The organism is Streptomyces venetus (genome assembly GCF_039540295.1).
GTDB lineage: Bacteria > Actinomycetota > Actinomycetes > Streptomycetales > Streptomycetaceae > Streptomyces > Streptomyces venetus.
This window is the reverse complement of the sequence record NZ_BAABET010000012.1, coordinates 258,407-278,370: the sequence shown is the minus strand read 5'-3', so window position 1 is coordinate 278,370 and position 19,964 is coordinate 258,407. Positions and strand designations below refer to the sequence as shown.

Sequence of the window (19,964 nt, the reverse complement as noted above, 5' to 3'; positions counted from 1 at the left end):
GGTGTCGAGCAGCAATCCGCTGCGTGACCCGGCGGACCGACGGCTCCCGCGTATCGCGGGGCCGTCGGGCCTGGTCATCTTCGGCGTCACGGGCGACCTGTCACGCAAGAAGCTCATGCCGGCCGTGTACGACCTGGCCAACCGGGGTCTGCTGCCGCCGGGCTTCTCACTGGTCGGTTTCGCACGCCGTGAGTGGGCGCACGAGGACTTCGCGCAGGAGGTCCATGACGCGGTCAAGGAGCACGCCCGCACGCCCTTCCGCGAGGAGGTCTGGCAGCAGCTCATCCAGGGCATGCGGTTCGTGCAGGGCACGTTCGACGACGACGACGCGTTCGAGCGGCTGCGCTCCACGATCGAGGAATTGGACAAGGCGCAGGGCACGGGCGGCAACTTCGCCTTCTACCTCTCGGTGCCGCCGAAGTCCTTCCCGGTGGTCATCCAGCAGCTGAAGAAGCACCAGCTCGCCGAGCAGCAGGGCGGCTCCTGGCGGCGCGCGGTCATCGAGAAGCCCTTCGGTCACGACCTGAAGTCGGCCGAGGAGCTCAACAAGGTCGTCCACGAGGTGTTCGCCCCGGAGCAGGTCTTCCGGATCGACCACTACCTCGGCAAGGAGACCGTCCAGAACATCCTGGCGCTGCGCTTCGCCAACACGATGTTCGAGCCGATCTGGAACCGGTCCCTCGTGGACCATGTGCAGATCACCATGGCCGAGGACATCGGCATCGGCGGCCGCGCCGGGTACTACGACGGCATCGGCGCCGCCCGTGACGTCATCCAGAACCACCTCCTCCAGCTCTTGGCGCTCACCGCCATGGAGGAGCCCTCCTCCTTCGACGCGGACGCGCTGGCCGCCGAGAAGACCAAGGTGCTCGGCGCGGTGAAGCTGCCCAAGGACCTGGGCCGGGACACCGTGCGCGCCCAGTACACGGCCGGGTGGCAGGGCGGCGTGAAGGTGCGCGGCTACCTGGAGGAGGACGGCATCAACGCCTCCTCCAAGACCGACACCTACGCCGCGATCAAGCTGGAGATCGACAACCGCCGCTGGGCGGGCGTCCCCTTCTACCTGCGCACCGGCAAGCGTCTGGGCCGCCGCGTCACCGAGATCGCGGTCGTGTTCCAGCGGGCCCCGCACTCCCCCTTCGACTCCACGGCCACCGAGGAGCTGGGCTCCAACGCGATCGTCATCCGCGTCCAGCCGGACGAGGGCGTGACGGTCCGCTTCGGCTCGAAGGTCCCCGGCACGTCGATGGAGATCCGGGACGTGTCCATGGACTTCGCCTACGGCGAGTCGTTCACGGAGTCCAGCCCGGAGGCGTACGAGCGTCTCATCCTGGACGTTCTCCTCGGTGACTCGAACCTCTTCCCGCGCACCGAGGAGGTCGAGCTGTCCTGGAAGATCCTCGACCCGATCGAGGAGTACTGGGACAAGAACGGCAAGCCCGCCCAGTACCCGGCCGGTACCTGGGGGCCTGCCGAGGCGGACGAAATGCTCGAGCGACACGGACGGAGCTGGCGCCGGCCATGAAGACAGACCTCACGGACACCACCGCCAGCAAGATCAACAAGGCGCTGGTGCAGGGACGCCGGGCGATCGGCACCCCGGCGGTCGGCATGGTGCTCACGCTGGTCATCGTGACGGACGAGGAGAACGCGTACGACGCGCTGAAGGCGGCGAACGACGCCTCGCACGAGCATCCCTCGCGCACGCTCGTGGTCATCAAGCGTGTCTCCCGCTCGCCTCGCGACCGTACGCAGTCCCGCCTGGACGCGGAGGTCCGGCTGGGTGCGGACGCCGGCTCGGGCGAGACGGTGGTGCTCCGGCTGTACGGCGAGGTGGCCGACCACGCCCAGTCGGTGGTGCTGCCGCTGCTGCTGCCGGACGCCCCCGTGGTGGTGTGGTGGCCGGTGAACGCGCCGCTCGACCCGGCGAAGGACCCCCTGGGGGCCCTCGCGCAGCGCCGTGTCACCGACACGTACGCCTCCGAGCAGCCGGTACGGGACCTGGCCACCCGGTCCGGTACCTACACCCCCGGCGACACGGACCTGTCGTGGACCCGCATCACGCCCTGGCGCTCGATGCTGGCGGCGGCTCTCGACCAGGTCGCCTGCGAGGTCAGGGCCGTCGAGGTGGAGGGCGAGGAGTTCAACCCGAGCTGTGAGCTGCTGGCGATGTGGCTCGCGGACCGGCTGGACGTCCCCGTCAAGCGCTCGCTGTCCGGCGGCCCCGGTCTGACGGCGGTCCGCATGGACACGAACTGCGGCCCGATCACCCTGGACCGCGCGGACGGCTCCCTGGCCACCCTCTCCATCGACGGCCAGCCGGACCGTGGAGTGGCGCTCAAGCGCCGGGACACGGCCGAGCTGATAGCGGAGGAGCTGCGGCGACTGGACCCGGACGACACGTACGCGTCGGCGCTGCGCTACGGGGTGGACCGGCTGAAGTCCTCCTGGTCGGCTCCGGTGCAGAGGGGGTCGCAGGAGTCGGTGGCCAAAGGAGAGCCCAAAAGTGGCGAGCGAGGCGGTGAAGGGGGACGGCTCGCGCTCCCCGCTCCCGTCGAGAAGGCTGCGAAAGCACCCGCTGCGGAAGCGACGGCGCAGGCACCGGTGAAGGCGGAACCGCCCGAGCTGGAGCCGGTACGGAAGGCGACGACGAAGTGAGTACGGCACCGCAGCTGGTCGTGCACCGCGACAAGGAGCTGATGGCGCAGGCCGCGGCGGCCCGGCTGATCACCAGGATCGTGGACGCGCAGGCCTCCCGGGGCTCGGCGTCCGTGGTCCTGACGGGCGGCCGCAACGGCAACGGCCTGCTGGCCGCGCTGGCGGCCGCCCCGGCTCGAGACGCCGTCGACTGGGGCCGGCTGGACCTCTGGTGGGGCGACGAGCGTTTCCTCCCCGAGGGCGACCCGGAGCGCAACGTCACTCAGGCGCGGGAGGCTCTGCTGGACTCGGTGCCGCTCGATCCGAAGCGGGTGCACGCGATGCCGGCGTCGGACGGCCCCTACGGGGACGACGTGGACGCGGCGGCCGCCGCGTACGCGGAGGAGCTGGCAGCGGCGGCGGGTCCGGAGAACCACGGGCCCGTGCCCACGTTCGACGTGCTGATGCTGGGCGTCGGGCCGGACACCCATGTCGCTTCGCTGTTCCCGGAGTTGCCGGCGGTGCGTGAGACGGACCGTACGGTCGTCGGCGTCCACGGCGCGCCGAAGCCGCCGCCGACCCGGGTGACGCTGACGTTGCCGGCGATCCGGGCGGCGCGGGAGGTGTGGCTCCTGGCCGCGGGTGAGGACAAGGCACAGGCGGCGGCGATCGCTCTGTCGGGAGCGGGTGAGATCCAGGCGCCTGCGGCCGGGGCGTACGGCCGCGGCCGGACGCTGTGGCTGCTGGACGGGGCGGCGGCTTCCCAACTGCCGCGTTCCTTGTATCCGCCCGCTTCTGCTTAGGCATACCAGGGGGCTCCGCCCCCTGGACCCACGGCCTTCGCCCACCCACCACCCGAAGCAGTCAGCCAGGAGGCTGGACTCGCGAGTTGCCCCCTTCGAGGGCAGTTTCGGGTGGCGGGTGGGCACAGGCGGGGGTCCGGGGTGCGGAGCCCTCTGGTACATCGGCTACTTGACGGACCCGGCCATCACGCCCTGCACGAAGTGCTTCTGGAACGCGAAGAACACGACGACAGGGACGACCAGGGACACGAACGCCCCCGGGGCCAGGACGTCGATGTTGCTGCCGAACTGCCGGATCTGCGACTGCAGTTCCACCGTCAGCGGCTGCGAGGAACTGTCCGCGAAGAGCAACGCCACCAGCATGTCGTTCCACACCCACAGGAACTGGAAGATGGCCAGGGAGGCGATCGCGGGCCGCCCCACGGGCAGCACGAGCCGCGTGAAGATACGCCACTCACTGCCCCCGTCCATCCGCGCGGCCTCCAGCATCTCCTTGGGCATCTCCGAGAAGTAGTTCCGGAGCAGGAACACCGCGAACGGCAGGCCGTAGGCCACGTGGAACAGCACGACACCCGGGATCGTGCCGAACAGCCCCAGCTGCCCGAAGAGCTTGGCGACCGGGAGCAGCCCGATCTGCACCGGCACCACCAGCAGCGCGACCACCAGCAGGAAGATCGCCTCCCGCCCGGGGAAGTCCAGCCACGCGAAGGCATAGCCCGCGAGCGCCGCGATCACCACGACCAGCACCGTCGTCGGCACCGATATCAGCACGGTGTTCCAGAACGCCTGCGTGATCCCGGAGTTCCCCAGCAGCTCCGAGTAGTTGTCGAAGGACAGCTGCCCGGGGCTGGAGAACACCGTCCACCAGCCGCCCTCCGCCGTGTCCTCGGCGGACCGCAGCGAGGACAGGAACAGTCCTGCCAGCGGCGTCATCCACACCAGGCCGACCACCACGAGGAAGGCCTGGACGACCCCGTTGCCCAGTCCGCGCCGGACCGCGTTCATCGCTGACTCCTTCGGAAGCGGCGGACGTTGAACACCATGGCCGGGACCACCAGCAGCAGGAGCAGCACACCGAGCGCGCTGCCGAGGCCCTGGTTGTTGCCGCCGCCGAACGACACCAGCCACATCTGCGTCGCGAGCACGGTCGCGTCCTCCTGCACCGGCCCGGGCGCGATGATGTAGACGAGGTCGAAGACCTTCATCACGTTGATCACCAACGTCACGAAGACGACTGTCAGTACCGGTGCCAGCAGCGGGACCGTGATCCGCCGGAAGATCTGCCACTCGTTCGCGCCGTCCATCCGCGCGGCCTCCAGCGCGTCCCGGGGCAGCGTCGCCAGACCCGCCCCGATCAGCACCATGGCGAAGCCGGTCCAGATCCACAGGTACGCGCCGATGATCGCCGGGGTGACGAGCGCCGGTCCGAGCCAGGAGACGCCCTCGTAGGGCGGGGCGAAGTTGGACGACGGCAACTGCACCGCGTAGGAGCCCGGTTCGAGGCCCTCGAAGCGGAAGGAGCCGTCGGACGCGGTGGTCGTCGTGGCGACCGGCTTGCCGTCGCGCACCGCCTCGACCTTCATCTGAGGCAGTCCGCTCTCCTTCCGGTCGACCTTGCCCTGCTCCCCTCCCCCGCCGGGGGTGAAGTCCAGGTAGACCACGCCGCGCAGCTCGTCCGGGGCGGCCTTCTGTCCCGCCGCCGCGTACGCGGGCTTCGTGCCGCCCGGCAGGTCGTCGGGCAGCACCCCCACCAGACCGAGCGCCACCGCGTTGCCCGGCGACACGCTCTGGCTGGTGCGGTACGACCCGTCCTTCTCCTTCGTCAGCCCCTGCCCGTCACGCGCCCGGGCCGTCGGGTAGGACGAGGAGCCCTCGAACGCGTCGTGGACGGAGACCACCGCGGCGTTGAGGACGCCCTTGTCGGGATCCTCGTCGTAGGCGAGCCGGAAGATGATGCCGGCGGCGAGGAAGGAGACCGCCATCGGCATGAACAGGAGCAGTTTGAAGGCCGTGGCCCAGCGGACCTTCTCGACCAGCACGGCCAGGATCAGCCCGAGGCCGGTCAGCAGCGCCGGTGCCACGACGACCCAGATGGCCGTGTTGCGCACGGCGTTGAGGGTCGCCGGGTCGCTGAACATCTCGGCGTAGTTGTCGCCGCCCACGAAGGTCGTTCCGGAGGCGTCGAAGAAGCTGCGGCCGATGCTGAACAGCACGGGGTAGACGACGAGCGCGCCGAGCAGCAGCAGCGCGGGCAGCACGAACAGCAGGGCGACGACCTTGCCGCGCCGGCGCAGGCGCCGCGTGCGGTCGGCGACCGTGCCGGGCGGCGGGGGGCTCGTCTCTTTCACGAGGGTCGCTGTCATGGCGTATCAGTCCTGGTACGCCTTGGCCGCCGCGGCCTCCAGCTTCGCGGCGGTGCCCTTCGGGTCGGAGGGGTCGCGCAGGAAGTCCTGGAGCAGCTTCCACTCGCCGGCGCCCTTCGTGCCGCCGAAGGCCGCGGGCGCCTGGTCGGACATGTCGAAGCGGACCGAGTCCCCGGCCTGGACGAGGGACTGGGCGGTGGCGCGGGTGACGTCGTCGCCGTACTTGGCGGGGTCGAGTTCCTTGTTCGGGGAGAGGAAGCCGCCGGCCTCGGCCCACACGGCCGCGGCCTCGGGGGTGGCCAGGTACTCCAGGAGGGCCTGGGCGGCCTTCTGGTTCTTGCCGTCCTTCAGGACGACGGCCGCGTCACCGCCGCTGACCACGGGGGCCTCGCCGCCGGCGACCGCCGGGAACGGGAAGAAGTTCGCGTCCTTGCCGACCGTCTTGCCGAACTGGTCCTTGGCGACGCCGGCGACGAAGTCACCCTCGTAGACCATGCCGGCCTCGGGCTTCGGTCCGAAGACCTTCTCCACCGAGCCGGGGAAGTCGGTGTTCAGGGCGCCCTTCTGGCCGCCCGCGATGAGCTGCTTGTCCTTGAAGAGCTTGCCGAGCGTGGTGAGGGCGTCGACGACCGACGCGTCGGTCCACTTCAGCTTGTGGGCGGCGAGGGCGTCGTACTTCTCGGGTCCGGCCTGGGACAGGTAGACGTTCTCGAACCAGTCGGTGAGGGTCCAGCCGTCCTGCCCGGCGACCGAGAACGCGGCGAGCCCGGAGTCGGACACGGTCTTCCCGGCCTTCAGCATCTCGTCGTACGACTTCGGCGGCTTGACGCCGGCCTGGGTGAGGGCGTCGGGGCTGTACCAGACGGTCGACTTGTGGGCGGCCTTGAAGTACAGGCCGTAGAGGGTGCCGTCGACGCTGCCGTACTTCTTCCACACGGGGGCGTACCCCGCGTCCACGGACTGCTCGGTCTTCTTCGACAGCGGCTTCAGCCAGCCCTTGCCGGCGAACTGCTTGAGCACGCCGACCTGCGGGACCATCACGACGTCGGGGGCGTTGCCGCCCTCGATCTTGCTGCCGACGACGGTGGAGACGTTGTCGCCGGTGGACGTGAACTGCGTCTTGGCGCCGGTCTTCTCGGTGAAGGCGTCCAGCACCTTCTGGAAGTTCTTCTGCTCGGTGCCGGACCAGACGCCGGCCACGGTGACCGTCTGGCCGCTGAGCGCCTTGTCGCCGCCGCCGGCCGCGACGGGGCCGCCGCCGCAGGCGGTCGCGCCGAGTGCCAGGACGAGGGCGGTGCAGCCGGTGAGCAGGGTGGTACGTCGTCGCATCATCGTTGATGTCCCTTCGGGGAGTTGACTTGCGGGGAGTTCAGGAACTGATCCACCAGGCGGCCGTGGAGCCGGGCAGTACCCCGTCGGGGCAGGGGCCGCTGGCGAGCAGGGGGGTGCCGGAGACCGGCGCGGGTGTGGGGGCCGTGCCGAAGTTGACGGCGCACACCAGGTCGTCGCCGCGGGCGAAGGCCAGGACGCCGGGCGGGGCGTCCAGCCAGCGCAGCGTGCCTTCGCCCAACTGGGGCAGGGTGCCTCGCAGTTGGAGGCCGTCGCGGTACAGGTGCCAGAAGGAGCGGGTGTCGGCGAGGGCGCGGTCGGTGGCGTACTCGGCGAAGTACTCGGGCTGCGGCAGCCACGGCTTGGCGCTCTCCTCGCCGGGGGTGAAGCCGAACGGCGAGGCCTGCCCCGACCAGGGCAGCGGCACGCGGCAGCCGTCGCGGATGCGGGCCCGGCTGCCGGTGCGGCGGAAGATCGGGTCGGTGAGCACGTCGTCGGGCAGGTCCACGACCTCGGGCAGACCGAGCTCCTCGCCCTGGTAGATGTACGCGGCTCCTGGCAGGGCCAGCATCAGCAGCGCGGCGGCGCGGGCGCGGGCGGCGCCGAGGCCGCTGCCCTCGGTTGCGGGTTCGCCGTAGCGGGTGACCGTGCGGACCTGGTCGTGGTTGTTGAGGACCCAGGTGACCGTCGAGCCGGTCCCGGCGATGTCCTGCATGGCCTCCGAGATGACCTTCCGGAAGGCGTCGGGGTCCCAGGGGGCGCTGAGCAGGTCGAAGAAGAAGGCCTGGTGGAGCTCGTCGGAGCGGACGTACCGGGCGTGTTCGCGGGCGGTCGGGACGGAGACCTCGCCGACGAGCAGGCGCTCGGCGCCGTCGCGCTCGGTGTACTCCTCGCATATGGAGCGCCAGCGCCGCCACACGTCGTGCACCTCGGGCTGGTTCCAGGCGAGCGGGTTGACCGAGTCGCGGGTGCGGGCGTCGGCCTCCGGGTCGTCGGAGTCGGGCAGTTCCGGGTGCTTGAAGAGGCCGGCGGCGACGTCGATACGGAAGCCGTCGACACCCCGGTCCAGCCAGAACCGCAGCACCCGGTCGAACTCGGCGACGACCTCCGGGTCACGCCAGTTCCAGTCCGGCTGCTCGGGCGTGAACATGTGCAGGTACCACTGGCCGGGCCGCCCGTCCGCCTCGGTCACCCGGCTCCACGCCGGGCCGCCGAACATCGCGTGCCAGTTGTTGGGCGGCTCGTCGCCGTCCGGGCCGCGGCCGTCGGCGAAGTGGAAGCGGGCGCGGGCCGCGCTGCCGGGAGGCGCGGCGAGGGCCTCGCGGAACCAGGGGTGCTCGCTGGAGCAGTGGTTCGGGACGATGTCGAGCAGCACCTTCACACCGAGCCTGCGCGCGGCGCCCACCAGCAGGTCGAACTCGGCGAGGTCGCCGAAGAGCGGGTCGACGTCGCAGTAGTCGGCCACGTCGTAGCCGTGGTCGTGCTGCGGCGAGGGATAGAAGGGGCTCAGCCAGATCCCGTCGACGCCGAGCTTCTTCAGGTAGGGCAGTCCGGCCCGGACGCCGGCGAGATCGCCGATGCCGTCGCCGGTGCTGTCCAGGAAGCTGCGGACGTACACCTGATAGATCACTGCGTCACGCCACCAGTGGTGCCTGTTCAACCCATCGACCTGTCTCTGAGGAGGGCAGCGGTTATGCATGCATGTTAAGTAGGCGTGTCGAGAGGGTGTCAATGAAAAGCACAGAGTCTCGTGGCAGGTTGGGCGCTGAAATACGGACTTACTGGGGCATCGCGCACCTAGATGAGACGTCGGCGTTACCTAACAAGTAACTAGGAGGCCCGTCGGAGAGACTAGCGACGGGAGACCGCGGCGAGCTCGCGGGCCAGTCGCCGCACCGCGGCCGAGGGCGTCTCGTGCCCCGCCATCGCGTCGTGCACGACCGCCTGCACGACCAGGCTGACCTGGTCGTAGCGCGGGCTCTTGGGGCGCGGCTCGGCGGAGAGCACACTCTCGCGCAGGGTCGGCAGGTAGGGGAACCTGCGGATGAGCGCCGGGTCCTGGTAGAGATCGGCGCGTACGGGCGGCAGCGCGCCGCGTGTGAGGACCTGGCGCTGGACGTCCTCACCGGTGAGGTAGGCGAGCAGACGGGCGGCCGAGTCGGGATGCCGGGTGTGGGTGCTGACGGCGAGGTTGGAGCCGCCGAGGACGCTCTTGCCCGGCCCGTCCGGTCCCGGCAGCGGTACCGCGCCGACCTTCCCGGCGACCTTCGAGCCCTGCGCGGAGGCGCCGACGTACGCGTACGGCCAGTTCCGCAGGAAGAGCAGCCGGCCGTCCTGGAAGGCCTGCTTGGACTCCTCCTCCTTGTACGTCAGCGCCTCCTTCGGGATCCAGCCCTCGCGCACGCCGCGGGCCAGGAACCCGATGCCCTCGCGGGCCGCCGCCGAGTCGACGGTGACGCGCTCCCCCTCGTCGCCGAGGATCGAGCCGCCCGCCGAGTAGACGGCCTCGGCCGCGTTGACGGTGAGGCCCTCGTACGGCAGGAACTGCCCGGCGTAGCCGTCGAGGCCGTACTTCGGCGCGAGGGTCTTCGCGTACCGCTCCAGCTCCGCCCAGGTGCGCGGCGGCGGGACGCCCTCCTCGGCGAGCACGTCCTTGCGGTAGAGGAGCAGGCCCGCGTTGGTGACGTACGGGACGGCGTAGAGCTGTCCGTCGTAGGTCGCCGTGTCCACGACCGGCTGGAGGAAGGTCTTCAGGGGGAAGCGGTCGCGGGGCAGGGGCCGGATCCAGCCCGCAGCGGCGAACTCCGAGGTCCAGTTGACGTCGATGTTGAGCACGTCGAACCGGCTGCGGTCGCCGTCGCGCAGGTCGGTGACCATCTGCGCCTGGGTCTCGTCGGCCGAGTCGGGCAGCTCGACGAGGGTGACTTTCTCGCCGGGGTGGGTGCGGTTCCAGCCTTCCAGCAGGGGGCCGAGGTAGCCGGTGAGGTCTCCGGCGGTGGCGAGGGTGAGAGGGCCGCGGCCGCCCCGCGCGGGCTCACCGGCCTGCGCTCCGGCGGCGACGTAGCCGGTCAGCACCACGATGAGAACGAGGAGGCCCCTACCGGCGGCATGGATCCACCGCATAGGTTCCTCCCTGTACACCGGCGGCGGGCACCCTTGCCCGCAATCAGAGGCCATGTATACCTGTTAGGTATGGGCGATACTAGGGCCTGGAGCACATTGGACCGGACAGGAGGACTGCACGCGTGCGCCTGCCCCTCCTGGCTCTCCTCGCCCGCGGCCCCGCCCACGGCTACGAGCTCAAGCAGGACCTTGAGCAACTGCTGGGCTCCGCGTACCCTCAGCCGAACGTCGGCCAGATCTATGTGACCCTCGGCCGCCTCGAGAAGTCGGGACTGATCGAGGGCGAGGACGTGACGCAGTCCAGCCGGCCCAACAAAAAGGTCTACCACCTCACCGAAGCCGGGCGCGAGGCGCTGCGCGTCTGGTTCGAGGAGCCCGAGGACGAGCCGCGGGTACGGGACGAGTTCTTCATGAAGCTGGCCCTCGCTCCGCAGACGGGGCTCGCCGACCAGATCTCCCTGATCAACCAGCAGCGGCGTCAGTACCTGAACACCATGCGGCAGCTGTCCAGGCTGGCCGCCGCCGAAGACCGCGACAACCGCATCGCCCACCTGCTGATAGAGGGCGCGATGCTGCACCTGCAAGCCGACCTCGACTGGCTGGAACGGTGCCAGGAAGAGCTGGAGGAGTCGGAGTGAGCGACGACCGTCCCACTCCTGTGCTGCGCGCCGAGGGACTGGTGAAGACGCACCACGGCGAGGGCGCGCCCGCCCATGCCGTGCGCGGGGTCGACCTGTGCGTACGGCCCGGCGAGTTCGTGGCGATCACCGGTCCGTCCGGCGCGGGGAAGTCGACGCTGCTGCATCTGCTCGGCGGGCTCCAGCGACCGGACGCGGGCAGCATCTGGCTCGCCGGCGAGTGCACGGACACCTACGGCGAGGCCCGCTGGGCGGTGGAGCGCCGCAAGCGGATCGGGATCGTCTTCCAGTTCTTCAACCTGGTGTCCAACCTGTCCGTCGCCGACAACGTGGAGCTGCCCGCCCTGCTGGCCGGGGCCGCGCCGAAGCAGGCGCGGGCCGAGCGGGAGCAGCTGCTGGCCGAACTGGGCCTGACGGGCAAGGAGCGCAGCATGCCGGGCGAGCTGTCCGGCGGCGAGCAGCAGCGGGTCGCCCTCGCCCGGGCCCTGGTCAACCATCCTCCGCTGCTGCTGGCCGACGAGCCGGCGGGCAGCCTGGACAGCAAGGGCACCCGTGAGGTGATGCGGCTGCTGTCCCGTTTCCACCAGCGCGGTCAGACGATCCTCCTGGTCACCCATGACGCGCGGCTGGCGAGTGCCGCGGACCGGGTGATCAGCTTCTTCGACGGACGGATCGCCGACGACGCGGAGCTCGACGGCGGCACACCCCCGCGCCGGCCCGGCATCTCCGGTGTACTGGAACTCAAGGACTGACATGCGGGTGTACGACCACCGCGCCCGCCGCGGGCCGAGAGGCTGAGGCCCGTGCGAGCCACCCTGCGCTGGGCGCACTCCGATCTGCGCACGCACCGCGGCGAGGCGCTGTTCCTCGTCCTCGCCACCGCCGGCATCGTCGCCTCACTGCTGCTGGCCACGGCCCTGTTCGGGTACGCCACCAACCCCTGGCAGCGCGTGTTCACGCAGTCGCACGGCGCGCATGTGTGGCTGCACACCGACGCCGACGCCGACACCGGCGAGCTGGCCGGGCTGGACGGCGTCGACTCCGTCGCCGGCCCCTACCCCACCGCCGCCACCACGGTCGCCTCGCGCGGCAGCCGCGCCGCCGTGGAGCTGCGCGGTACTCCGGAACGGCCGTCCGTCGGCCGCCCGCCGCTCGTCTCCGGCCATTGGCTGGACCGCGCCACCCCGAACGGTGTGGTCCTGGAGAGCCGCCTCGCCCGCGCGCTGCTGGCGGAGCCCGGCGACACCCTCACCGTGCCCGGCACCGCCCGGCGGCTGACCGTCGTCGGCCTGGCCGACAGCGCCGAACCGCGCTACCGGCCCGGTGAGCAGCCGGGCCTGGTGTGGGCGCTGCCGTCGGCCGTGGCGGACCCCGGCGGCCAGGTGATCGGGCTGCGGCTGACGGATCCCGGCGACACGTCCTACGTCGTCCAGCGTGCCGTGACCGTGCTGGGGGCCGGAGCCATCGGAGAGGTGTCCACCTGGCAGCAGGCGCGTGCCGAGGCCCAGGGCGACAACCGGCTCCTCGGCCAGGTGCTGGGCCTGTTCGGGCTGGGCGCGCTGGTCGCCGCCGGGCTCGCCGTGCACGGGGCGATCAGCACCCGCATCCGCGGCCATCTGCGGGACCTCTCCGTGCTGAAGGCGATCGGCTTCACCCCCGGCCAGGTGGTCCGTGTCTTCCTGCTCCAGCACCTCGCCTACGCCCTGCTGGGCGCCGTGGCCGCCGCCGGACTCGCCGAAGTGCTGGGCAGCCGGATCCCGGGGCGGCTCGGCGACGCGGTCGGCGTGTGGCAGGGGCTGCCCGGGCACACCCTGGCGCTGGTGGTGATACCGGTCGGCGCGGTGCTGTTCATCGGCGCGACCACCGGTCTGGCCGCATGGCGGGCGGGACGTGTGCCACCGGTTCCGGTACAGCGGCCCGCCGTGGCACGGGACGGGCGGTGGTCAGGGGCGACGGGCCGGATCCTCGGCCGACGGCCCGGGACGGCCGCGCACGGTGGACGGCGGGCGAGCGGCCCGCGCCGACTCCTCGGGCTGCCGCCCGCTGCTCCCCGGACCGGCCGGCTCTCCGGCACGGCACGCCGCGCCCTCGGCGCGCGCGTTCCGCCCGCACTGGTGCTGGGCTGGCACAAGGCGTTCACCCGCCGCCCCCGGTCCCTCGCCACCGTCGCCCGCCTCACGCTGCCGCTGCTGCTGATCGTGGTGGCGATGAGCGCGTGGACGACCATCGACCGCTTCCACAGCAGGCCCGAGCAGATCGGCCTGCCGACCGCGCTCAGCGTCCGCGCCGACGCCGGCCTCGGTGAGCGGCAGACCCGAGCGCTGCTGGAACGCGACCCGGAGGTGGCCGCCGCCTACCCCGGCGTCGAGACGGCCGCCCTGGTCCCGGGCCAGACGGCGACCATCGCCCTGCGCGGCCTGGGTACCGACCGGGAGCCCTACCCGTACACCCTCGCCGAGGGACGCCCGGCCCGCGGCGCCGACGAGGCCGTGGCCGGGCAGGGGTTGCTCGACCTGCTGGACGTGCGCGTCGGCGACTGGGTGCGGATGACCGTCGGGGACCAGCCGCAGATCCTGCACATCGTGGGCCGAAGCATCGAGCCGGAGAACGCCGGCCGGGTCATCTCCACGTCCCTCGACACCCTCCGCGCGAACGACCCCGGGCTCCGCCCGACCCTCTACGAGCTGCGCCTGGACCCCGGTGCCGAGCCACGGGACGTGGCGGACCGGCTGGCCACGGCCGGGCGCGGGCACCTGGACGTGCACACCGTGACCAACCCGGCCGACGGGCTCTCCCCGCTGCGCGCCGTCGTCGCCGGGCTGATCGCCGTCCTCGCCCTGATCGGGCTCATCGAGCTGCTGACCGCGATCGGCGGCACCGTCCGCGAGAGCGAACAGGACCTGCTGGCACTGAAGGCCATCGGCCTGTCTCCCCGGCAGATCACAGCGATCACGGTCACGGCCACCGGCTGTACGGCACTCGCGGCAGTCCTGGCCGCCACGGCGCTGGGCCTGCCCCTCGCCCACTGGCTGATCGACGCGCAGGGCAGATGGAGCGGTATCGGCGCGGGCATCGCGCAGGGCCCGTCCGCCCCGCTCATGCTGCTGCTCGGCGCGGCGGCGGTGCTGTGCGCGGCGGCACTGGCGGCCGTACCCGCGACCCGGGCGGCCCGCCGCCGCCTCGCGGACACGCTGAGCGCGGTCGCCTGACCTCGGCCTCGACGGCTTCGCCGGTCAACCGCCGGAGGGCCGCTGCGGGTTGTACGGCGGCTGCGGGTGCGGGTTGTAAGGCGGCTGCGGCTGCGGGTGGGGTACGTAGGGGTTGCCGTACGGGTTGGTGTACGGGTTGTTGTACGGATTCCCCTGCGGAGGCAGGTACGGCTGCCCCGCCGGGGGCATCCCCGGCGGAACGGGCGGGGCCGTCGGTGGGACGGGTCCGGGGGTCGGTGCCAAGGTCGCCGGGTGTGCCCTCAGCCGGATCCCGTACCGCCGCCTCAGCCGCCCCATCTCCAGCAACGCGATCGCGGTGACCGTCACCGGAGCGCCGAGGATGAAGACGACGCCCAGCGTGAGGCTGAGCCCGTGCAGATCACCGGTGACCAGGTCCGGGACGGCCATCAGCCAGCTGGTCACCACGGCGAGCAGCGGCGGCAGACAGCGGTGCACGGCAGCCGTGCCGAAGAAGTTCCCGGAGACCCGCACCGCTCCGTACGCCGTGAAGACGAGCATCCACATCATCGTCATCCCGACCCCGATGATCACGATCGGGTTTCCCGTCCCGTTCGTCGTCCGCACCAGCACCAGCAGGGCGGCGACACAACCGACGAACAGCAGGAGCAGCTTGAGGGAGTTGAGGAGCGGTACCCGCAACTGCCCGACGGTGCCGGTGCGCCGCCAGACGTAGAGCATCGCCCCGACGGTCAGCGGTGTGAGGAAGAGCAGGACGACCGAGGCGGTCATCGCGTTCTCCAGCAGCTCCGTGAAGTCGAAGCCGCCCTGGACGAAGGTGTAGACGCCGAGGGACGCGACTGCCCCGGCGATGACCCGGAACTTCTTGAGCTGCTCCACGGACGGGTCGAGCGGCTGGGGTATCCACGCCGGGTGGAACACGGCCCTAGCCACGTCCTGGGGCTTCAACAGGGACCGGACCGTCAGAGTGCCGCCCGTCCAACTTCCGCGTGTGCGTGCCACTTCGCGCTCCCCCGAGCACTCGCTGTCATGATCGCCCGGAGTCTACGGGACGCGGACGGCGCCCCGCCGTCCGCGTCCGCTGTCCGGAAGAGCCGTCACTCCCGGCCGCGCAGCTCCCGGTAGGCCGCCACCAGAGCCTTCGTGGAGGCGTCCAGGCCTTCGACCTCGGCGCCCTCGGTCAGCGCGGGCTCGACCCGCTTGGCGAGGACCTTGCCGAGCTCGACGCCCCACTGGTCGAAGGAGTCGATGTTCCAGACCGCGCCCTGCACGAACACCTTGTGCTCGTAGAGGGCGACCAGCTGGCCCAGGACGGACGGCGTCAGCTCGGGCGCCAGGATCGTGGTCGTCGGGTGGTTGCCCCGGAACGTCTTGTGCGGCACCAGCTCCTCCGGGACGCCCTCGGCCCGCACCTCCTCCGGAGTCTTGCCGAAGGCGAGCGCCTGCGTCTGGGCGAAGAAGTTGGCCATCAGCAGGTCGTGCTGCGCCTTGAGTTCGTCGCTCAGCTCGGCGACCGGCCGGGCGAAGCCGATGAAGTCCGCCGGGATCAGCTTCGTGCCCTGGTGGATGAGCTGGTAGTAGGCGTGCTGCCCGTTGGTGCCGGGCGTGCCCCACACCACCGGCCCGGTCTGCCACTCCACTTCGCGTCCGTCCCGGTCGACGTACTTGCCGTTGGACTCCATGTCGAGCTGCTGGAGGTAGGCGGTGAACTTCGACAGGTAGTGGCTGTACGGCAGCACCGCGTGCGACTGGGCGTCGTGGAAGTTGCCGTACCAGATGCCCAGCAGGCCCAGCAGCAGCGGCACGTTGGCCTCGGCGGGCGCGGTGCGGAAGTGCTCGTCGACGATGCGGAAGCCGTCCAGCATCTCCCGGAAGCGGTCCGGTCCGATGGCGATCATCAGGGACAGGCCGATCGCGGAGTCGTACGAGTAGCGGCCGCCGACCCAGTCCCAGAACTCGAACATGTTGGCCGTGTCGATGCCGAACGCGGCGACCTTCTCGGCGTTCGTCGACAGGGCGACGAAGTGCTTGGCGACGGCGGCCTCGTCGCCGAGGGCCTCCAGCAGCCAGCCGCGTGCGGAAGTGGCGTTGGTGACCGTCTCGATGGTGGTGAAGGTCTTGGAGGCGACGATGAACAGCGTCTCCGCCGGATCCAGGTCGCGGACCGCCTCGTGCAGATCGGAGCCGTCCACGTTCGACACGAAGCGGAACGTCATCGAGCGGTCCGTGTAGGCGCGCAGCACCTCGTACGCCATCGCGGGCCCGAGGTCGGAGCCGCCGATGCCGATGTTGACGACGTTGCGGATGCGCTTGCCGGTGTGGCCGGTCCACTCGCCGGAACGCACCCGGTCCGCGAACTCGGTCATCTTGTCGAGCACGGCGTGCACGCCCGGCACCACGTTCTCGCCGTCGACCTCGACCACCGCGTCCCGCGGCGCCCGCAGGGCGGTGTGCAGCACAGCCCGGTCCTCGGTGGTGTTGATCCTCTCACCACGGAACATGGCGTCCCGGAGCCCGAACACGTCGGTGGCTGCGGCCAGTTCGCGCAGCAGCCGCAGGGTGTCGTCGGTGACGAGGTGCTTGGAGTAGTCGACGTACAGGTCACCGACCCTGAGGGTGTAGCCGGTGCCGCGGCCGGAGTCGGCGGCGAACAGCTCGCGCAGCTGGACGTCGCCCAGCTCCTCGCGGTGCTTGGCCAGTGCCGTCCACTCGGGCGTCTGGTTGAGCCTGGTACGGCCGTCTGCGTTCATCTAAGACTTCAGCCTTCTTCCTTGCCTGTGCTGCTGCGTACCTGCCCCGCTGCCGGACCCAACCTAATTGATCAGCGGTTGCCGTGAACTGTCGTCGCTCCGTCCTCCGGCGCAACAACAGGTACGTCCGGCCGGCGCGCGGGTATCAGCGCGGTGACGGACAGGGCGAAGAAAGTCGCGGCGAGCAGTGCCGGGGTGTTGTCGCCCCAGAAGGAGGCGACGGCTCCGCCCAGTAACGCGCCCACGGGCGCGCCCGCGACGGCGAGCGTACGGAAGGCGGAGCTGACCCGGCCCAGCACTCCGGCGGGGCTGCGCTGCTGCATCAGCGTCGTGGTGTTCACGTTCCACACCATCCCCATGAACCCGAAGACGGCCAGCGCGGCGACCAGCACGGCCAGGCTGCGCACCGCCCCCATGACGACGAGCGTCCCGGTCTGCACCACCCCGGCGACCAGCACCGCACGCATCCGGCCCACCCGGTCGACGAGCCGGCCGCCCAGCGCTCCCCCGGCCAGGCTGCCGGCGGTGTACGCGGTCATGGCCGCCGCGTATCCGGCGTTGCCGGCGTCCAGCCAGCCGGTCACCAGGACGACGAGGGTGGCGACGAGGGCGCCCATACCGATGTTGCACAGGGCGGTGGCGGTGCACAGGGCGCGCAGCGCCCGGTCGTGGACCAGGGCGCGCAGCCCCTCGGCGATCTCCCGGCGCAGGGTGCTGCCCGCGGGGCGCGGTTTCCGCTCGGGCGGCGGCGTGCGCAGGGAGGCCACCAGGGCCGCGGCCGCGAGGAAGGTCACGGCGTCGGCCGCGAAGGGGACGGCGGTCCCGGCCACCAGCAGCAGCGGCACGACGGGGCCGCCCAGCAGGCCGCCGGCGACGCGCTGTCCGGTCATCAGCCGGGCGTTGGCGCTGCCGAGGGCGTCCCGGTCGACCAGGGCGGGCAGCAGCGCCGTGGCAGCGTTGTCGAAGAGGGTCTGGAGCGCGGTCAGCGTGAAGGCCAGCACGATCAGCAGGGCGATCGAGGCATGCCCGAGGGCGACGGCCACCGCGAAGGCGGCGACCAGCAGACCGCGCAGCACGTCGACCGTCCACATGGCGCGCCGCTGGTCCACGCGGTCGGCGACGGCCCCGCCGAGCAGCCCGAAGACGATCCAGGGCAGATAGCCGCAGGCTGTGACCGAGGCGACGAGCAGCGGATCGTCGGTCAGTGTGACGGCCAGCAGGGGCAGGGCGGCCGTACGCAGCGCGTCTCCGAAGCTGGACAGCACGGCCGCGCTCCACAGCCGTCCGAAGCCACCGCGCCACGCGGGCGCGCGCACGTCCCCCACCTCGACCGTCGACACTGTTTCCCCCTCACGGTCCGCCCGATGCACAAACCGTAGAGGGCACCACTGACAATCGGTCCGCGAGCGGCGGTCACGCCCGTGGGGATAGCAGCTCCGGCCGGGCACCCGATGGTGCCCGGCCGGTGTCGACGTCTAGATCTCGCCCCGCAGTTTGGCGAGCGCCTCGGCGAGGATCGCCTCGCCGTCCGCGTCGCTGCGCCGCTCGCGTACGTACGCCAGGTGCGTCTTGTAGGGCTCGGTGCGCGGCGGGTCCGGGGGGTTGTCCCGGTCCTGGCCGGCCGGGAAGCCGCAGCGGGGACAGTCCCAGGTTTCGGGCACCTGCGCGTCGCTGGCGAAGCTCGGCTGGGTCTCGTGTCCGTTGGAGCACCAGAAGGAGATGCGCAGCCGCGGCGCGGACTCGCCGCGCTCGGCCTCGCCCATCGGCCCCGCCCCGACCCGGCTTCCCCGGATCGCGTTGCCACTTGCCACGGTCGTAACTCCCTGCGTGATGGTGCCGCGAAGCGAGTCGGCGTTCCGCTTCGCCGCGAGCGCCTCAGTCTACGTAAGGCCCAACGCGCGTCCAGTGATTGGAGTTACAACCCTCACACCTAGACGCAAGCCCCATGATAGGCCGCGCTCAGCTGCGCGTACCCAACATGGGGCCTTACGTACAGGTCCGTGCGGATTGCGGCTCGATCAGTTGTTCATCTTCATCAGGATGCCGAGCACGACAATGCACGCGAACCACAGCAGACCGACCACGACCGTGATCCGGTCGAGGTTGCGTTCGGCGACCGAGGAGCCGCCGACGGAGGACTGCATGCCGCCACCGAACATGTCGGAGAGGCCGCCGCCCTTCCCCTTGTGCATCAGCACCAGCAGCATCAGCAGCAGGCTGAAGACGATCAGGGCGATCGAGAACCCCAAAACCACGGCTGGACCAACTTCCTCGGATTCGGATGGACGACGCGGGGCCCAGCACAGTACTGGACCCCGCAAGGGTACGACGGATCGCCGCTACCGCATACTCACTGGTCGCGGAAGCGCACGATCTTGACGAACTCGTCGGCGTCCAGCGAGGCACCCCCGACCAGGGCGCCGTCGATGTCGGCCTGGGCCATGATCTCGGCGACGTTGCCGGACTTCACGGAGCCGCCGTACTGGATGCGGACCTTGTCGGCCAGGTCCTGCGAGTACAGCTCGGCGATCTTGCCGCGGATCGCCGCGCAGACCTCCTGGGCGTCCCCGGCGCCGCAGACCTTGCCGGTGCCGATGGCCCACACGGGCTCGTAGGCGATCACGACGGTCTCGGCCTGCTCGGCGGAGAGGTCCTTCAGACCGCCCTCGACCTGGGTGAGGGTGTGGGAGACGTGGTTGCCCGCCTCACGGACCTCCAGCTCCTCGCCGACGCACAGGATGGGGGTCAGGCCGTGCTTGTAGGCGGCCTTGACCTTGGCGTTGACGATCTCGTCGGTCTCGTCGTGGTACTGGCGGCGCTCGCTGTGGCCGACGGCGACGTAGGAGCACTTCAGCTTGGCCAGCATGGGCCCGGAGATCTCGCCGGTGAAGGCGCCGCCGTCGTGCGCCGAGATGTCCTGGGCGCCGTACTTGATCTTCAGCTTGTCGCCGTCGACCAGGGTCTGCACGGAGCGCAGGTCGGTGAAGGGCGGCAGGACGGCGACCTCGACGGCCTCGTAGTCCTTGTCGGCCAGGGCGAAGGCGAGCTTCTGGACGTGGGCGATGGCCTCGAGGTGGTTGAGGTTCATCTTCCAGTTGCCCGCCATCAGCGGCGTGCGCGTGCTCATAAAGGG

17 protein-coding genes are annotated in these 19,964 nt (G+C 71.0%); 6 read left to right on the top strand and 11 right to left on the bottom strand.

Annotated elements, in window-relative coordinates; all coding sequences use genetic code 11:
- Position 1 precedes the first annotated feature (1 nt).
- From zwf to pgl, 3 genes are read left to right on the top strand one after another with little or no spacing between them, the layout of a single operon-like run.
- On the top strand, positions 2 to 1,525 hold the full coding sequence (zwf, locus tag ABEA82_RS33460) for a glucose-6-phosphate dehydrogenase (RefSeq protein ID WP_345665486.1): 1,524 nt from the start codon (positions 2 to 4) through the stop codon (positions 1,523 to 1,525).
- Complete coding sequence (gene opcA, locus ABEA82_RS33455; RefSeq protein WP_345665485.1) at positions 1,522 to 2,658, top strand: glucose-6-phosphate dehydrogenase assembly protein OpcA; 1,137 nt, start codon at positions 1,522 to 1,524, stop codon at positions 2,656 to 2,658. The genes zwf and opcA overlap by 4 nt, the downstream gene beginning before the upstream one ends.
- Positions 2,655 to 3,440: a 6-phosphogluconolactonase gene (gene pgl / locus ABEA82_RS33450; protein WP_345665484.1), complete on the top strand. Its 786-nt coding sequence runs from the start codon at positions 2,655 to 2,657 to the stop codon at positions 3,438 to 3,440. The genes opcA and pgl overlap by 4 nt, the downstream gene beginning before the upstream one ends.
- Positions 3,441 to 3,605: 165 nt before the next feature.
- Here the strand turns inward: pgl and ABEA82_RS33445 are convergent, their stop codons facing one another.
- The 5 genes from ABEA82_RS33445 to ABEA82_RS33425 all read right to left on the bottom strand — a co-directional run bounded on the left by ABEA82_RS33445 (position 3,606) and on the right by ABEA82_RS33425 (position 10,255).
- Positions 3,606 to 4,445 carry a carbohydrate ABC transporter permease gene (locus ABEA82_RS33445; protein ID WP_345665483.1) on the bottom strand — a complete coding sequence of 280 codons (840 nt, stop codon included), beginning with the start codon at positions 4,443 to 4,445 and terminating at the stop codon, positions 3,606 to 3,608.
- Positions 4,442 to 5,803, bottom strand: coding sequence for an ABC transporter permease (locus ABEA82_RS33440; protein ID WP_345665482.1), 1,362 nt, complete (start codon positions 5,801 to 5,803; stop codon positions 4,442 to 4,444). The genes ABEA82_RS33445 and ABEA82_RS33440 overlap by 4 nt, the downstream gene beginning before the upstream one ends.
- Positions 5,804 to 5,809: 6 nt before the next feature.
- Positions 5,810 to 7,135: an ABC transporter substrate-binding protein gene (locus ABEA82_RS33435; protein WP_345665481.1), complete on the bottom strand. Its 1,326-nt coding sequence runs from the start codon at positions 7,133 to 7,135 to the stop codon at positions 5,810 to 5,812.
- 37 nt (positions 7,136 to 7,172) lie between these two features.
- Positions 7,173 to 8,831, bottom strand: coding sequence for a glycoside hydrolase family 13 protein (locus tag ABEA82_RS33430; RefSeq protein WP_345665480.1), 1,659 nt, complete (start codon positions 8,829 to 8,831; stop codon positions 7,173 to 7,175).
- Positions 8,832 to 8,983: 152 nt separating this feature from the next.
- Entirely contained in the window at positions 8,984 to 10,255 is a 1,272-nt protein-coding gene (locus ABEA82_RS33425; protein ID WP_345665479.1) for an ABC transporter substrate-binding protein, read from the bottom strand.
- 122 nt (positions 10,256 to 10,377) lie between these two features.
- Between ABEA82_RS33425 and ABEA82_RS33420 the strand changes: the two genes are divergently transcribed.
- Genes ABEA82_RS33420 through ABEA82_RS33410 form a run of 3 tightly spaced genes read left to right on the top strand, consistent with a single transcriptional unit; the run spans position 10,378 to position 14,102 of the window.
- Entirely contained in the window at positions 10,378 to 10,893 is a 516-nt protein-coding gene (locus tag ABEA82_RS33420; protein WP_039932200.1) for a PadR family transcriptional regulator, read from the top strand.
- Positions 10,890 to 11,645 (top strand): ABC transporter ATP-binding protein, encoded by a 756-nt coding sequence (locus ABEA82_RS33415; protein ID WP_345665478.1) that lies wholly within the window; start codon positions 10,890 to 10,892, stop codon positions 11,643 to 11,645. Before ABEA82_RS33420 ends, ABEA82_RS33415 begins: the two co-directional genes overlap by 4 nt.
- Before the next feature lie 51 nt (positions 11,646 to 11,696).
- Positions 11,697 to 14,102, top strand: coding sequence for an ABC transporter permease (locus tag ABEA82_RS33410; protein ID WP_345665477.1), 2,406 nt, complete (start codon positions 11,697 to 11,699; stop codon positions 14,100 to 14,102).
- Between the two features lie 24 nt (positions 14,103 to 14,126).
- On the opposite strand, the gene ABEA82_RS33405 is transcribed toward ABEA82_RS33410, so the two are convergent.
- The 6 genes from ABEA82_RS33405 to tpiA all read right to left on the bottom strand — a co-directional run bounded on the left by ABEA82_RS33405 (position 14,127) and on the right by tpiA (position 19,958).
- Complete coding sequence (locus ABEA82_RS33405; protein WP_345665476.1) at positions 14,127 to 15,083, bottom strand: hypothetical protein; 957 nt, start codon at positions 15,081 to 15,083, stop codon at positions 14,127 to 14,129.
- A gap of 95 nt (positions 15,084 to 15,178) precedes the next feature.
- Positions 15,179 to 16,831 (bottom strand): glucose-6-phosphate isomerase, encoded by a 1,653-nt coding sequence (gene pgi, locus ABEA82_RS33400; RefSeq protein WP_345665475.1) that lies wholly within the window; start codon positions 16,829 to 16,831, stop codon positions 15,179 to 15,181.
- A 71-nt stretch (positions 16,832 to 16,902) separates the two neighbouring features.
- Positions 16,903 to 18,171, bottom strand: a complete 1,269-nt coding sequence (locus ABEA82_RS33395; RefSeq protein WP_345665474.1) for an MFS transporter — start codon at positions 18,169 to 18,171, stop codon at positions 16,903 to 16,905.
- Positions 18,172 to 18,306: 135 nt separating this feature from the next.
- Complete coding sequence (locus ABEA82_RS33390; protein WP_003976875.1) at positions 18,307 to 18,642, bottom strand: RNA polymerase-binding protein RbpA; 336 nt, start codon at positions 18,640 to 18,642, stop codon at positions 18,307 to 18,309.
- Between the two features lie 207 nt (positions 18,643 to 18,849).
- On the bottom strand, positions 18,850 to 19,080 hold the full coding sequence (gene secG / locus ABEA82_RS33385; protein WP_039932203.1) for a preprotein translocase subunit SecG: 231 nt from the start codon (positions 19,078 to 19,080) through the stop codon (positions 18,850 to 18,852).
- Between the two features lie 101 nt (positions 19,081 to 19,181).
- Positions 19,182 to 19,958 carry a triose-phosphate isomerase gene (tpiA, locus tag ABEA82_RS33380; protein ID WP_345665473.1) on the bottom strand — a complete coding sequence of 259 codons (777 nt, stop codon included), beginning with the start codon at positions 19,956 to 19,958 and terminating at the stop codon, positions 19,182 to 19,184.
- Positions 19,959 to 19,964 lie beyond the last annotated feature (6 nt).